Source organism: Mycobacterium sp. SM1 (assembly GCF_018361265.1).
In the GTDB taxonomy this organism is placed as follows: domain Bacteria; phylum Actinomycetota; class Actinomycetes; order Mycobacteriales; family Mycobacteriaceae; genus Mycobacterium.
On record NZ_JAFLNH010000004.1, the window covers coordinates 635,031 to 649,966 of the forward strand.

15 protein-coding genes and 1 riboswitch are annotated in these 14,936 nt (G+C 65.0%); of the genes, 10 read left to right on the top strand and 5 right to left on the bottom strand.

The genetic code is table 11. The annotated features are described in order from the left end of the window. Nucleotides 1-194 precede the first annotated feature (194 nt). Both MSM1_RS19625 and hisG read left to right on the top strand, forming a co-directional pair. Nucleotides 195-476, top strand: a complete 282-nt coding sequence (locus MSM1_RS19625) for a phosphoribosyl-ATP diphosphatase (protein ID WP_213445515.1) — start codon at nucleotides 195-197, stop codon at nucleotides 474-476. 32 nt (nucleotides 477-508) lie between these two features. After that, nucleotides 509-1,372, top strand: coding sequence for an ATP phosphoribosyltransferase (hisG, locus tag MSM1_RS19630; RefSeq protein ID WP_213445799.1), 864 nt, complete (start codon nucleotides 509-511; stop codon nucleotides 1,370-1,372). Nucleotides 1,373-1,513: 141 nt separating this feature from the next. On the opposite strand, the gene MSM1_RS19635 is transcribed toward hisG, so the two are convergent. Further along, nucleotides 1,514-2,380, bottom strand: a complete 867-nt coding sequence (locus MSM1_RS19635; RefSeq protein ID WP_307857459.1) for a RecB family exonuclease — start codon at nucleotides 2,378-2,380, stop codon at nucleotides 1,514-1,516. A 165-nt stretch (nucleotides 2,381-2,545) separates the two neighbouring features. Here MSM1_RS19635 and MSM1_RS19640 point away from each other — a divergent pair, with 165 nt between their 5' ends. Further along, on the top strand, nucleotides 2,546-3,382 hold the full coding sequence (locus MSM1_RS19640) for a tRNA (adenine-N1)-methyltransferase (protein WP_213445519.1): 837 nt from the start codon (nucleotides 2,546-2,548) through the stop codon (nucleotides 3,380-3,382). 56 nt (nucleotides 3,383-3,438) lie between these two features. Here MSM1_RS19640 and MSM1_RS19645 read toward each other — a convergent pair whose 3' ends face one another. From MSM1_RS19645 to MSM1_RS19655, 3 genes are read right to left on the bottom strand one after another with little or no spacing between them, the layout of a single operon-like run. Beyond that, a complete protein-coding gene (locus tag MSM1_RS19645; RefSeq protein ID WP_213445521.1) occupies nucleotides 3,439-3,732 on the bottom strand; it encodes a DUF503 domain-containing protein in 294 nt (97 codons plus the stop codon). An 11-nt stretch (nucleotides 3,733-3,743) separates the two neighbouring features. Next, entirely contained in the window at nucleotides 3,744-4,280 is a 537-nt protein-coding gene (locus MSM1_RS19650) for a hypothetical protein (protein WP_213445801.1), read from the bottom strand. A gap of 20 nt (nucleotides 4,281-4,300) precedes the next feature. Next, entirely contained in the window at nucleotides 4,301-4,804 is a 504-nt protein-coding gene (locus MSM1_RS19655; RefSeq protein ID WP_213445523.1) for a hypothetical protein, read from the bottom strand. Between the two features lie 144 nt (nucleotides 4,805-4,948). Between MSM1_RS19655 and arc the strand changes: the two genes are divergently transcribed. From arc to MSM1_RS19685, 6 genes are all read left to right on the top strand, one after another. Beyond that, nucleotides 4,949-6,760, top strand: a complete 1,812-nt coding sequence (gene arc / locus MSM1_RS19660; protein ID WP_213445525.1) for a proteasome ATPase — start codon at nucleotides 4,949-4,951, stop codon at nucleotides 6,758-6,760. Between the two features lie 120 nt (nucleotides 6,761-6,880). After that, nucleotides 6,881-8,389: a pup deamidase/depupylase gene (gene dop / locus MSM1_RS19665; RefSeq protein ID WP_213445803.1), complete on the top strand. Its 1,509-nt coding sequence runs from the start codon at nucleotides 6,881-6,883 to the stop codon at nucleotides 8,387-8,389. 282 nt (nucleotides 8,390-8,671) lie between these two features. Then, nucleotides 8,672-8,866, top strand: a complete 195-nt coding sequence (locus tag MSM1_RS19670; protein WP_213445527.1) for a ubiquitin-like protein Pup — start codon at nucleotides 8,672-8,674, stop codon at nucleotides 8,864-8,866. Further along, nucleotides 8,863-9,753 (top strand): proteasome subunit beta, encoded by an 891-nt coding sequence (gene prcB / locus MSM1_RS19675; protein ID WP_213445529.1) that lies wholly within the window; start codon nucleotides 8,863-8,865, stop codon nucleotides 9,751-9,753. The genes MSM1_RS19670 and prcB overlap by 4 nt, the downstream gene beginning before the upstream one ends. Continuing rightward, complete coding sequence (prcA, locus tag MSM1_RS19680; RefSeq protein ID WP_213445532.1) at nucleotides 9,750-10,478, top strand: proteasome subunit alpha; 729 nt, start codon at nucleotides 9,750-9,752, stop codon at nucleotides 10,476-10,478. The genes prcB and prcA overlap by 4 nt, the downstream gene beginning before the upstream one ends. Before the next feature lie 104 nt (nucleotides 10,479-10,582). Next, nucleotides 10,583-10,756: riboswitch (M-box (ykoK) riboswitch) on the top strand. Nucleotides 10,757-10,825: 69 nt separating this feature from the next. Then, nucleotides 10,826-12,319: a stealth family protein gene (locus MSM1_RS19685; RefSeq protein WP_213445535.1), complete on the top strand. Its 1,494-nt coding sequence runs from the start codon at nucleotides 10,826-10,828 to the stop codon at nucleotides 12,317-12,319. Nucleotides 12,320-12,338: 19 nt separating this feature from the next. Here the strand turns inward: MSM1_RS19685 and MSM1_RS19690 are convergent, their stop codons facing one another. After that, the gene (locus tag MSM1_RS19690; RefSeq protein ID WP_213445537.1) at nucleotides 12,339-13,259 is read right to left on the bottom strand and encodes a phosphodiesterase; all 921 of its coding nucleotides are present in this window, start codon (nucleotides 13,257-13,259) and stop codon (nucleotides 12,339-12,341) included. Between the two features lie 198 nt (nucleotides 13,260-13,457). Between MSM1_RS19690 and pafA the strand changes: the two genes are divergently transcribed. Continuing rightward, entirely contained in the window at nucleotides 13,458-14,816 is a 1,359-nt protein-coding gene (pafA, locus tag MSM1_RS19695; RefSeq protein ID WP_213445540.1) for a Pup--protein ligase, read from the top strand. Nucleotides 14,817-14,936 lie beyond the last annotated feature (120 nt).

Genomic DNA, 14,936 nt, shown 5'->3' on the forward strand with positions numbered 1-14,936 from the left:
GAGGCCACTGCTGATGGTCGTCGCCACCCTCTTCGTCATCGCGTTGGCCGTCTCGATGCGGACCTAGCCTGTGGGGAGGGGGTAACCAGTGCCCAACCGCATCCCTGGCGGCGCCCTCGCAGTGGCGGTCGCGGCCCGGTGATGGCTGACTGAGCGGCCTATGGCGAAACCGCCGTGACTTTGCTATTCGGCGCATGACACAATCGCTGCCCGTGAAGACGTTCGAGGATCTGTTCGCCGAACTTGACGAGCGCGCGCGTACCAGGCCGCCGGGCAGCGCCACCGTGGCCGCCCTGGACGCCGGTATACACATGCTGGGCAAGAAGATCCTGGAGGAGGCCGGTGAGGTGTGGCTGGCCGCCGAACACGAGCCCGACGACGCGCTAGCCGAGGAGATCAGCCAATTGCTGTATTGGACGCTGGTGTTGATGATTTCCCGCGGGCTCACCCTTGATGATGTGTACCGGAGGCTCTGATGGCTGCCCAGCGTTGCGGCGACCAAGCGCCGATGCTGCGAGTCGCGGTTCCCAACAAGGGGGCGCTAAGCGAGCCGGCGATCGAGATCCTCACGGAGGCGGGCTACCGTCGCCGCACCGATCCCAAGGACTTGACCGTCATCGACCCCGTCAACAACGTCGAGTTTTTCTTCTTGCGCCCCAAAGATATCGCGATCTACGTCGGATCGGGGGAGCTGGACTTCGGGATCACCGGGCGGGACCTGGTGCGGGAGTCTGATGCACCGGTACGCGAGCGTTTGGCGCTGGGGTTCGGCAGATCCAGCTTCCGTTACGCCGCCCCCGCCGGGCGCGACTGGACCACGGCAGACCTGGCGGGGAAGCGGATCGCCACCGCATACCCGAACCTGGTACGAAAAGACCTGACCGCCAAGGGGATCGACGCATACGTTATCCCCCTCGACGGTGCCGTGGAGATATCGGTGCAACTCGGCGTGGCTGATGCGATCGCCGACGTGGTGGGGTCTGGCCGCACTTTGAGCCTGCATGATCTGGTGGCCTTTGGCGAGCCGCTTTGCGATTCGGAGGCGGTGCTCATCGAGCGGGCCGCGCCGGACAGCGGCCGTGGCAGCCGAATGGTCGCCGCCCGCGACCAACTGGTGGCCCGGGTGCAGGGCGTGGTGTTCGGTCAGCAGTACCTGATGCTCGATTATGACTGCCCGCGCTCGGTGCTTGCCAAGGCCACCGCGATCACGCCGGGGCTGGAGTCACCAACCATAGCGCCGCTCGCCGAACCGGATTGGGTCGCGGTGCGGGCGCTGGTGCCCCGCCGGGACGTCAACGCGATCATGGACGATCTCGCCGCGATCGGGGCTAAGGCGATCCTGGCGTCAGATATCAGGTTCTGCCGATTCTGAGCGCACCGAGGGCCCGATCGCGTTAGCGGCCCGAAGGAGGCCGAAGGAAATGGGGATCTGCCGGCCTCGCTAGCGGCGGGTCGTGGAAAGCCTTGACCGGCAACGGTTTGAATGTGTCACGCAGCACGTGGCGGCAGTCCATCACGCCGCCGGCTCGGTGCGGCCCTCATCCTCGGTAGACAGGACTAGTTGGTCCGGCCAACCCGGATAGGGTGGTGGTGTGCCCCCGAAAGCCGGGCAGTGCGCCTGGTGCGGGCACCATTCGCATAGCCGTGACGGGTTGGGGCGAAAATCGCCGGTTGCGGCCGCTGCTTGGATTGCTCTCCAGATCGCCATCAGCGTCTTCTCGAAGCGAACCAGCTCCTCGACGTTGGGGGAGTAATCCAGCAACTGGCGGTCTGCCAGATAGATCAGCCGCAACCGGGTCGGCGGTACTCCCCGCGAACGCAGCAGTGCTACCGCGTAGAACTTCAGTTGGAACATCGCCTTGAACTCGGCCATTGCGCGCGCGGCGGGCGGTGCCTTGCCGGTTTTATAGTCGACCACCCGCATTTCACCGGTCGCGGCGACGTCGATCCGGTCGATGAATCCCCGCAGCGGTGTGCCATCGGCCAGCATGACTTCGACGTGCTGCTCGCAGCCTTGTGGGTCGAACCGGGTCGGATCTTCCAGCTGGTAATAGCCGGATATCAGCGCGCGGGCCTGCTCAAGCAGTTGAGCGTGTTGGACGGCATCCAGCCCGGTGGCCAGGCCGGGTTCTTTGCCGATCACCCGCTTCCAGGCGGCATCCACGAGCGTGCTGGCGGTCTTGGGGCCGCGCTGCAGCGCGGGTAGGCGGTAAAGCTGCTCCAGCACCAGGTGCACCACCGACCCACGTAGCTGCGCCGCCGACAGCGGCTCGGGCAACCGGTCGACCACACGGAGCCGGTAGAGCAGCGGACACTGCTTGAAGTCCCCCGCCCGCGACGGTGACAGTGCCAGCCGGGATGGCGAACCCCGATCACCCACCTCATGATCCAAGCGTTTCGCGGGCGGACCCGAAATCCCCGGTGCGGGATCCCTCGTCGGCGGGATGGGGGCGGGCGGCCGGGGGCTCATACCCGCAAGACTAGGGCCGGCAGCCGACAAACCCCGCGCAGCCGGTGCGGCGCGTCGGCTGGCAGGCTAGATCACGTGTGCGCAACCGGCCCGTTCGCCGCGGGTGATCGTGTGCAGCTCACCGACGCCAAGGGCCGGCACTACACGATTGTGCTCACGGCGGGCAGCGAATTTCACACCCACCGCGGGGTGATTGCTCACGACGCGGTGATCGGGCTCGATGAGGGCAGCGTGGTCAAGTCCAGCAATGACGACCCGTTTTTGGTGCTGCGCCCGCTGCTCGTGGACTACGTGATGTCTATGCCGCGGGGAGCGCAGGTGATCTATCCCAAAGACGCGGCTCAGATCGTGCACGAGGGCGACATCTTCCCGGGCGCGCACGTCCTGGAAGCCGGTGCCGGTTCCGGTGCGCTGACCTGCTCTTTGCTGCGCGCGGTGGGGCCTGAAGGCCGGGTGATCTCCTACGAGCTGCGCGCCGATCACGCCGAACACGCCCGCCGCAATGTGCAGGCCTTTTTTGGGCAGGCACCGCTCAACTGGCGGCTGGTCATCGGTGACGTGGCCTACTGCGACCTGCCCGCCGGGTCCGTCGACCGGGCGGTGCTGGACATGCTGGCGCCGTGGGAGGTGCTTGACACGGTGTCGCGAGTCGTGGCCGCCGGCGGGGTGCTGATGATCTACCTAGCGACCGTCACCCAGTTGTCGAGGACCGTGGAGGCGTTGCGGGAGCTGCAATGCTGGACCGAGCCGCGGGCCTGGGAGACACTGCAGCGGGAATGGAATGTCGTCGGGCTGGCCGTTCGTCCCCAGCACACAATGCGGGCTCACACCGCATTCCTCGTTTCGGCGCGCCGGCTCGCCCCGGGCGTCAGCCCGCCCGTGTGGGCACGCCGCAAATACCGCGCCTACTGACTTGCGCGCTGGCGCCACCACCGGGCCGAGCCGCCTTACCTGGTGTCGTCATCGGTTTAGTCGTCGCTGCGGTGCAGGCCGCGGCGCACCGACAGCAGCTCGAATTCTGGGTGCGCGGCTACCAGGCGTTCGGCGGCGTCGAGCACTTCCACCGCGTGGCGACGGTCACCGGATACCGTCGCCACCCCAATGCCGGCGCGTCGGCGCAGATCATGCGAAGCGGTTTCGGCAGCCGACACGCTGAACTTGCGCTGCAGCTCGGCGACCACAGGGCGAATCAGCGACCGCTTCTGCTTGAGTGATCGCACGTCACCGAGCAGCACATCGAACTCAAGCCAGCCGATCCACATCGCCGCGGCCGTCAGCGGGCCGGCGTGGGGCCGGCCGACTGCGACGTGCCGACCGCTAGCAGCATGTCAGCGGTTTGTTGGGACAACTGCCATCCGCCCTGGTGGGGCTTGAACTCCATCGGAAACGAGAATCCCTGGACGCCGCGATTGGGGGTCGTGACGTTGATAGTAGCCACTACTGTGGCCGGATCCCGGTCCGACCACGCGATGTCGGTCGCCGCGAACGCCGCCGGCGCATAGCCGCCGTCACGCAATGCGGTGGCGAATTTGTCCAACGAGGCCGCACTGTCGGGTGTGGCATCTTCAACGAGGCTCAGTTTGTCGGTGCCGGGCACCGAGGGGTCGGCCAGCCGGTAGAGCACGTCGGTCAGGGCCTCCGGTGGGGGTAGCGAAGCGGTCTGCCGGGCGGGGGTCAGAGCCGACGTGCTGGGTGTCACCACGGGTGCGGCCGTCGGTGTGCCTTTGGTTTGATCCTGCGAGCAGCCGGAAAGCCCCGGCGCCACCACAACGGTGGTGACGCTCAGCGCCGCGGCTAGATATCGATGCAGACCGGGATGCATGCAGAAGGTTAGCCACTGGCCCCTTGCACGGCTTGCAGCACCGACATCGCCGACGCGCGAGACAACTTCCAGCCGCCCTGGTCCACGAACGTGACCGTCTGCGTGGTCGGCGCGAGCCTTGGGCCGGAGGCGGTCACATCCGCGGTGGCCGCGCCGGGGCCGGCGGGCTGGATGTTCGTCACGGTGAACGAAAGCGGCAGGTCGCCGTTGGCGGCGGCCTTTTGCATCTGCCGGTCCGCTATCCGGGCCTCGACCGGGCCAATGCCGCCTTCCACCAGATAGCCCTTGCTGATAAACGACACACCCGGGTTGGCGAGGCCGTAAAGCACGTTCGACAACTGCTCGGGTGTGGGCACGTCGGCTCCCGGCTGCAGTGGCAGCGGCGCGCTGAAAACGACGGGCTCGACCTGGGGGGCGGGCCGGGGACTAGATGAAACGGAGGTCACACCTGCAACGGCTGCACCGACGGCGGCGGCCGCCGCCACGCCCGTAACGAGGGATTTCACGATCACAGCTGTCCTTTCGATTAGACCGGCTCAGTAGAGCTTAACCCCGAAATCTGGGTGTCGTATTTCGAGTCCGAGCACGAATCCGAAATCACCGGTAGCGTTGAGCTATCCACCGCGCCAACTTTCGGAGCGGGAAAGGAGCGCACCATGGCTGAATCAGAGCGCGAAGTGTTCGGAGGCCCCATGTCCAGCGACGATGCCGCCGAGCTGGAGGAATTACGGCGAGAGGCGGCGATGCTGCGTGAGCAGTTGGAGAACGCCGTCGGGCAGAGTGCGGTGCGCGGAGCCAGGGATATCCGTCAACTCGAGGCACGCATCGACTCGCTCGCCGCGCGCAATTCCAAATTGATGGAAACCCTCAAAGAAGCCCGTCAGCAACTGCTGGCGCTGCGCGAGGAAGTCGACCGGCTCGGGCAGCCGCCCAGCGGTTACGGCGTATTGCTGTCGATCTACGACGACGACACCGTTGACGTGTTTACCTCTGGGCGCAAGATGCGGTTAACATGCTCGCCCAACATCGACGTGAAAGCCCTCAAGAAGGGTCAAACCGTCCGGCTCAACGAGGCGTTGACCGTCGTGGAGGCCGGCTCGTTCGAGTCGGTCGGCGAGATCTCCACCTTGCGTGAGGTGCTAGCTGACGGTCACCGGGCCCTGGTTGTCGGGCATGCCGACGAGGAACGCGTCGTCTGGCTGGCCGAGCCGCTGGTTTCGCCGGACCTGCCTGACAGTGCCCCCGACGGCGACACCGACGACACCCGCCCCCGTAAGCTGCGCCCCGGGGACTCGCTGCTGGTCGACACCAAGGCCGGTTACGCGTTCGAGCGCATTCCCAAGGCCGAAGTCGAAGATCTGGTGCTCGAAGAGGTGCCAGATGTTTCCTATGACGACATCGGCGGCCTGAGCCGGCAGATCGAGCAGATCCGCGACGCTGTGGAACTGCCCTTCCTGCACCGGGACCTGTATAAGGAATACGCGCTGCGTCCGCCCAAGGGGGTTTTGCTTTACGGCCCGCCCGGCTGCGGCAAGACGCTGATCGCCAAGGCGGTGGCAAACTCGCTGGCTAAGAAGATGGCCGAGGTTCGCGGCGACGACGCGAAAGAGGCGAAGTCGTACTTCCTGAACATCAAAGGTCCCGAACTGCTGAACAAGTTCGTCGGCGAGACCGAACGTCATATCCGGCTGATCTTCCAGCGGGCACGGGAGAAAGCCTCGGAAGGCACGCCGGTGATCGTGTTCTTCGACGAGATGGACTCGATCTTCCGCACCCGGGGCACCGGAGTGTCCTCGGATGTGGAGACGACGGTGGTCCCGCAGCTGCTGAGCGAGATCGACGGCGTGGAGGGGCTGGAGAACGTCATCGTGATCGGCGCCTCCAACCGCGAGGACATGATCGATCCCGCGATTCTGCGGCCCGGGCGCCTCGATGTGAAGATCAAGATCGAACGGCCGGACGCCGAAGCCGCCCAGGACATCTTCAGCAAGTACCTGACCGAAGACCTGCCGGTGCACGCCGACGATCTCGCCGAGTTCGGCGGTGACCGCGCGTTGTGCATCAAGGGGATGATCGAAAAGGTCGTCGATCGGATGTACGCCGAGATCGAGGACAACCGGTTCCTCGAGGTCACCTATGCCAACGGCGACAAAGAGGTCATGTACTTCAAGGACTTCAACTCCGGTGCGATGATCCAAAACGTCGTGGACCGAGCCAAAAAGAACGCCATCAAGTCGGTCCTGGAGACCGGCCAGCCCGGGTTGCGGATTCAGCATTTGCTCGATTCGATCGCCGACGAGTTCGCCGAGAACGAGGATTTGCCCAACACCACCAATCCCGATGACTGGGCGCGGATCTCGGGCAAGAAGGGCGAGCGGATTGTCTACATCCGCACCCTTGTCACCGGCAAGGGCTCGAGCACGTCGCGGGCCATCGACACCGAATCCAACCTGGGTCAGTATCTGTAGCGCCGGGACGGGTTGCGCGGGCCGCAAACGGCCCGCATCGTCGTCGCGCTGGAGTTGAGGGCGCAACTCCTCGGCGGGCCCCAAATGGCCCGCATCGTCGTCGCGCCTAGGCTGGAGACTATGCAACGGATTATCGGGACGGAGGTCGAGTATGGCATTTCGTCGCCGTCCGACCCGACCGCAAACCCGATTTTGACCTCGACGCAGGCGGTCCTGGCGTATGCCGCCGCAGCGGGCATTCAGCGGGCCAAACGCACACGCTGGGACTATGAGGTGGAATCGCCGCTGCGGGATGCCCGGGGTTTCGATTTGAGCCGCTCGGCGGGGCCGCCGCCGGTGGTCGACGCCGATGAGGTCGGCGCGGCCAACATGATCTTGACCAATGGGGCGCGGCTTTATGTCGACCACGCGCACCCGGAATATTCGGCACCCGAGACCACCGACCCGCTGGATGCGGTGATTTGGGACAAAGCGGGCGAACGGGTGATGGAAGCCGCCGCCCGCCATGTTGCCAGTGTCCCCGGTGCCGTGAAGTTGCAGCTGTACAAAAACAACGTCGACGGCAAGGGTGCCTCCTATGGGGCGCACGAGAACTACCTGATGAGCCGCCAGACGCCGTTCTCGGCCATCATCGCCGGGTTGACGCCGTTCCTGGTGTCCCGCCAGGTGATCGTCGGGCAGGGCCGGGTAGGTATCGGGCCGGCCGGCGACGAGCCAGGTTTTCAGCTTTCCCAGCGCGCCGATTACATCGAGGTCGAGGTCGGGCTTGAAACAACGTTGAAACGCGGCATCATCAACACTCGAGACGAGCCGCACGCCGACGCCGACAAATACCGTCGGCTGCACGTCATCATCGGCGACGCTAACCTTGCCGAGACCGCAACCTATCTCAAATTGGGCACCACCGCACTGGTGCTGGATCTGATCGAAGAAGGCCCCCATCACAACCTGGACCTAAGCGACCTGACGCTGGCACGTCCGGTCCATGCGGTGCACGCCATCAGCCGCGACCCGTCGCTGCGTGCCACCGTGGCGCTCGCCGATGGCCGGGAACTGACCGGTCTTGCGTTGCAGCGGACCTATCTCGACCGCGTCGCAAAGCTGGTCGACTCGCGCGATCCGGATCCGCGCGCGGCGGACATCGTGCAAACCTGGGCGGACGTCCTTGACAAACTGGAGCGCGACCCGATGGAATGCGTCGACTTGCTGGACTGGCCGGCCAAGCTGCGGATACTGGAGGGCTTTCGCCAGCGGGAGAATCTGAGCTGGTCAGCACCCCGGCTGCACCTAGTCGATCTGCAATATTCCGATGTGCGGTTGGACAAGGGCCTGTACAACCGGCTGGTCGCGCGCGGTTCAATGCGCCGTTTAGTGACTGAGCAGCAGGTACTCAGCGCCGTGGACAACCCGCCAACAGACACTCGTGCCTACTTTCGTGGGGAATGCCTGCGCCGCTTCGGGGCCGACATCGCAGCGGCCAGCTGGGACTCGGTGATCTTCGACCTGGGCGGCGACTCGCTGGTGCGCATCCCGACACTGGAGCCGCTGCGGGGCAGTAAGGCGCATGTGGGAGCGTTGCTGGACTCGGTGGACACCGCGGTCGAATTGGTGGAGCAACTGACCGCCTGAACGGCGTGGGTCCGGTGACGATGCGGGCCGGGGCGGCCCGAGGAGGAACCGGACAATTGGGCGTGGGTCCGGTGACGATGCGGGCCGGGGCGGCCCGAGGAGGAACCGGACAATTGGGCGTGGGTCCGGTGACGATGCGGGCCGGGGCGGCCCGAGGAGGAACCGGACAATTGGGCGTGGGTCCGGGCGGGCTTGTGGTCGGGCCAGACCGTGTCGACCGGTAGGGTAGAGACACCGGCGTGCGTGTGATGCGCGGCCGCTTGACTAAGCAGGAGGCAGGCGATGGCTCAGGAGCAGACGAAGCGTGGCGGTGGCGGCGGCGATGACGACGACTTCACCGGCAGCGTCGCCGCGGGTCAGGAGCGTCGCGAAAAGCTTGCCGAGGAGACCGACGATCTGCTCGACGAGATCGACGACGTGCTCGAGGAAAATGCTGAGGACTTCGTTCGGGCGTATGTCCAAAAGGGCGGACAGTGACCTGGCCGTTCGGTTACCGTCTGGCCACCAACGCATTGCCCGGAGTTCCCGCAACCACCGTTGGGCTGTCCTCGTTCGCTGATTTGCTGCGCCGTCAGGCGCCGGAACTCCTTCCGGCCGGGTGCGGCGTAACAGACCCGCACGGTCCTGGCAGGCAACTAGCGCACGGCACCACCATTGTCGCGCTGAAATATCCCGGCGGTGTCGTCATCGCCGGTGACCGGCGCTCGACACAGGGAAACGTAATTGCCGGGCGCGATGTGAAAAAGGTGTACATCACCGACGAGTACACCGCGACCGGGATCGCCGGCACCGCCGCGGTCGCCGTTGAGTTTGCGCGGCTGTATGCGGTCGAACTCGAACACTACGAGAAGCTCGAAGGCGTGCCGCTCACGTTTGCCGGGAAGGTCAACCGATTAGCCATCATGGTGCGCGGCAATCTGGCTGCTGCGATGCAGGGCCTGGTCGCGCTGCCGTTGCTGGCGGGCTATGACATCGACGAGACCGACCCGCAAAAAGCGGGCCGCATCGTCTCGTTCGATGCCGCCGGCGGCTGGAACCTTGAGGAAGAGGGCTACCAGGCGGTGGGTTCGGGAGCGGTCTTCGCTAAGTCGTCGATGAAGAAGCTCTACCCGCAGGTGACCGACGCCGATTCTGCGCTGCGGGTGGCCGTCGAAGCCCTCTATGATGCCGCCGACGACGATTCCGCTACCGGTGGGCCGGATCTGGTGCGCGGCATCTACCCGACAGCGGTTACCATCGACGCCGACGGCGCGGTCGACGTGCCCGAGCAGCGGGTCGCCGAGCTGGCCCGCGGGGTCATCGAAAGTCGCTCCCGGGCAAACGTGTACGGCCCGGGTGGGCAGACTTCGCGGAGCGAGACGTGAGCTTTCCCTATTTCATCTCGCCCGAGCAGGCGATGCGCGAGCGTGCCGAGATCGCACGCAAGGGCATCGCGCGGGGCAAAAGCGTGGTGGCGCTGGCCTACGCAGACGGGGTGCTGTTCGTTGCCGAAAACCCATCGCGGTCCCTGCAAAAGATCAGCGAGCTCTACGATCGAGTTGGGTTCGCTGCTGCGGGTAAATTCAATGAGCTAGACAATTTGCGCCGCGGGGGGATCCAGTTCGCCGACACCCGCGGCTACGCCTATGACCGCCGTGACGTCACCGGTCGGCAGCTGGCCAATGTTTACGCGCAGACCCTGGGGACCATTTTCACCGAGCAGCCTAAACCTTACGAAGTCGAACTGTGTGTGGCCGAGGTAGCCCATTACGGCGAGACTAAGCCGCCCGAGATGTACCGGATCACCTACGACGGATCGATCAACGATGAGCCGAACTACGTGGTCATCGGTGGCACGACAGAGCCAATAACCAAGGCGCTCAAAGAGTCTTACACGGAAAATGCCGGCCTGGTCGATGCGGTGCGGATCGCGGTCGAGGCGTTGCGTGCCGGCGGCGCCAACGGTGGTGAGCAACCCCGGCTTGGGGTGTCCACCTTGGAGGTGGCCATCCTTGACCAGAACCGGCCACGGCGGGCGTTCCGGCGGATTACCGGCACCGCGCTGGAGGCGTTGCTACCCAAGCAAGAGGGCTCCGAAACCACGGGCTGATCGGCCCGCTGCGCAGCTGGGACATGAGCGATACCAAGCGCTTTGGTCAATTCTGGCCTGCGAATGAGCATGTTGCCGGGAGACCGAATCGGTGCTATCTTGCGGAAGCACCTCGTTAGGCGAGGCTCCTGGACGGACATAGGCCACTGATCTGACGACGTCGAGAGACGCCCAAGATCAGGACAGATCTCCCCGGCTTAAGGGGTGGTCCCAAGTGGCTTTTCTGCATCGGCAGAGATACGTCGCCCAGTGCCAAAGCTCAACGTGTGAGGGCGCCGCTAACTTTAGCCACGGCATCCCTCTTCGTGCTCTTCGACCGGCATCGAGTGCGGAAGGCAGGTGTTCCCATGACCATCGACGTCGCTGCTGTCCAGTCAGCCCATGGGCTGCGCCTGACCCCTTACGAGGCGATGGTGGAAGATTTGCTGTTCGTTCGCACGGAGCTGGAGATGGCGGGCATCCCGTTCCTTCTCATCCGTGGCGCGGACGGCCGGCCGGCGCTCGTCGTGGACATCGCCTTGAGATCGCGGGTCGCCGAGGCCTTGATGGCCGCTTGCCTGGAAGCTCCGCTGCGCGCCAAGATCTATGACGGGACGGGCCGCCGCTCGGTGTATCTGGGTGATGGTCTGCTGTCGGTGGATCCCGACCCACGGTTGCTGCGGGTGTTTCGCCGGCGCGAATGCCCGCGTTCGGGCATGCGTTACGGCGCTTCCGCCGGGGTCGAACTGCAGTTCTGGGTGTTCGACGGACAGCAAGTCATCTGCCCGATCGAGAACTCGCTGACCCGGCGGGCGTTGCCGGTCAGTGAGATTGTTTATACGACAGTCGAACTTCACGGGCGGGTATGGCCGACGATCGCCGGGATGTTCACCCCGCACGCCGGCGACGTCACATTCGACATCGACATGGTGTTCTCTTGGGTCGACGGCAGCGACCCGGAATTTCGTGCACGCCGAGCGGCTGCGATGGCAGGGTACGTTCTGGGCGAAGGCGATGACGCCGACGCGCGGATTCGTCAGATCGACGAGCTAAAGTACGCCCTGCGCTCGGTGCACGCCTTTGCGCCGTGGGTGCGACGGATCTTCATCGCGACCGACTCGCCGGTTCCGCAATGGCTCGCTCCGCACCCGAAGATCACCATCGTGCGCGCTGAGGATCACTTCACCGACCTTTCCGCATTGCCGGTGTACAACAGTCATGCGGTTGAGACTCAGCTACACCACATCCCTGGTCTCGCAGAGCATTTCTTGTACTCCAACGATGACATGTTCTTCGGCCGGCCGCTTTCACCGACGACGTTCTTCTCGCCCGGCGGCGTGACGAAGTTCATCGAGGCGGGCACGCGTATCGGACTCGGGGCCAACAATCCCGAGCGCAGCGGTTTCGAGAACGCGGCCCGCGTCAACCGCCAGCTGCTGTGGGAGAAGTTCGGCAAGATCATTACCCGCCACCTCGAGCACACGGCCGCTCCGCTGCGCAAGAGCGTGCTGTTCGAACTGGAGCGTGAGTTCCCGGAGGACTTCGCGCGCACCCAGGCGAGCCGTTTCCGGTCCAGCACGGACATCTCGGTGACCAACTCGTTGTATCACTACTACGCGCTGATGACCGGGCGCGCGGTGCAAAACGAGTCGGCCAAGGTGCGCTACGTGGACACCACGACACGGTCCGGGCTGGCGCAGTTGCCGAAGCTCTTAAAGAAGCGCAAGTTCGACTTCTTCTGCCTCAACGACGGCAGCTTTCCGGAGGTAAGCGCCGAGGAGCGGGCACGCGTGGTCGGTGAGTTCCTCGAAAGCTACTTCCCGGTGCCAGCGCCATGGGAGCGAGCGGCTGGGGATGAGTGAGACGCCGGGCGCAATCGCGCTATTCCCGGGTGAGCTGCGGTGCGAAGCGCGGTATCCGGGTGGCCGGCAGGATACTGACCCCGGCGTCGGCGAGTTCACGCCGCACCGCGTCCGGTGGGACGAACCGACCTACCGTGGGCCCGGCGGCCAGCGGTACGACGGTGTGCACCACCGTTTCCGGGTAGCAGTGCACGAGGTTGAACGCCTGCCCCCCGTCGTGACCTCGGGTTCCCGCCGTTAAGAGATCCTGGGTATAGCAGCTGGCCGAGGCCACCGAGACGGGGATGCCGGCGAAGGTGGCCGTCGTGGAGTAGTGCAGGTGCCCGGCCAGGATCGCGCGCACGTCGCTGCCCCAGAGCACCGGGGCCAGGCGCGCTTGATCGCGGAACTCCACCAGGACGGCGAGGTCCTGCACACTGGGAATCGGCGGGTGGTGCATGGCCAGGATGGTGCCAAAGGGAGCGGGTTCGGCCAGTTGATCGGCCAGCCACTTCAGCTGTTCCGGCGTGATCTCGCCATGATGGTAGCCGGGCACCGAGGTGTCCAAAACGACAATGCGTAAACCCTCGATGTCGTGCACTCGGTCCATAGGCGCCATCGTCGGAGCCTCACGCAGCAGGTATTCCCGCACCGCAGCCCGGTTATCGTGATTGCCCATCACCCAGATGACCTCGGCGCCCAGGCGTTCGGCCAACGGCTCAACCAGTTCACGCAGCTTGCGGTAGGCGTCGGGCTCTCCGGTGTCGGCAAGGTCGCCGGTGAAGATCAAGGCATCGGGCTGTGTTTGCGAGCCCTCAAGCCGCTCGAGCAGCTGGGATAATCGGGCCTCCGCGTCGACATCTCCGTACAGGTCGCCGTCGCCGGCCGTGAGATGGGTGTCGCTGATGTGAACGATGACATGGTCCGGCCGCGGATACTCCGCGACCCTGGGTCTGTCCACGGACTGGAGAGGCCTTTCTGCCGACTGCGTTCGCGGTAACGAACGATATCGACTCTACCGGACCGGTGTGGTTAGATCGCGCTTCGGCGGGAGTGTCGGCGAGATCATGCCCGATCACAATGCCCACTGCGGAATCGACGGCGTCAAGCGCCGCGGCGTTCCACACCGGTTACCGCAGACAACCAGTACGCTCGAATTGTGCAGCGGCGGATCATGGGCCTCGAGACTGAATTCGGTGTGACCTGCACATTTCACGGTCATCGTCGACTGTCTCCGGATGAGGTAGCCCGCTACCTGTTCCGCAGGGTGGTGTCCTGGGGCCGCAGCTCGAACGTTTTTCTGCGCAACGGCGCGCGGCTCTATCTGGACGTGGGCAGCCATCCCGAGTACGCCACCGCCGAGTGCGACAGCCTGGTGCAGCTGGTTACCCACGACCGCGCCGGGGAGCGGGTCTTAGAAGACCTGCTCGTCGACGCCGAGCAGCGCCTTGCCGACGAGGGTATTGGCGGCGACATCTACCTGTTCAAAAACAACACCGACTCGGCGGGCAACTCCTATGGTTGCCACGAGAACTACCTGATCGTGCGGGCGGGCGAATTTTCCCGGATCTCCGACGTCCTGCTGCCGTTTTTAGTCACCCGTCAGCTGATCTGCGGCGCCGGCAAGGTGCTGCAAACCCCGAAGGCCGCCACGTTTTGTCTGAGTCAACGCGCCGAGCACATTTGGGAGGGCGTGTCAAGCGCCACCACCCGCAGCCGCCCGATCATCAATACCCGCGACGAGCCCCACGCCGACGCGGAAAAGTACCGGCGGCTACATGTCATTGTCGGCGACTCCAACATGTGCGAGACCACCACCATGCTGAAGGTGGGCACCGCCGCGCTGGTGCTGGAAATGATCGAAGCCGGGGTGGCCTTCCGTGACTTTTCGCTGGATAACCCCATCCGTGCCATCCGTGAGGTGAGTCACGACATCACCGGGCGGCGTCCGGTGCGGTTGGCCGGGGGGCGTCAGGCCAGCGCGCTGGACATCCAGCGGGAGTACTACGCGCGTGCCGTCGAGCACCTGCAGACCCGTGAGCCCAACGCGCAGATCGAGCAGGTCGTTGACCTGTGGGGCCGCCAACTTGACGCCGTAGAGAGCCAGGACTTCGCCAAGGTCGACACCGAGATCGACTGGGTGATCAAACGCAAGCTGTTTCAGCGCTACCAGGATCGCTATCACATCGAGTTGTCCGACCCGAAGATCGCCCAGCTGGATCTGGCCTACCACGACATCAAACGTGGTCGTGGTGTTTTCGATCTGCTGCAGCGCAAGGGCTTAGCGGCTCGCGTCACCACCGACGAGGACATCGATGAGGCCGTCGACACTCCGCCGCAGACCACCCGGGCCAGACTGCGCGGTGAGTTCATCAGCGCCGCCCAAGCGGCCGGACGCGACTTCACCGTCGATTGGGTGCACCTCAAGCTCAACGATCAGGCCCAGCGCACGGTGTTATGCAAAGATCCCTTCCGGTCGGTCGACGAGCGCGTTAAACGGCTGATCGCCAGCATGTAGCGGGGGCCGGTTTCTGACCGACGCGGGATCGGCCCGCGCACCAGCCGAGACCGGGCATATCAAGCGCGCCGTGGCGCGCCACGCGGGGCGTCGGGCAATCTGAGCCTGGCGCTCTAACCT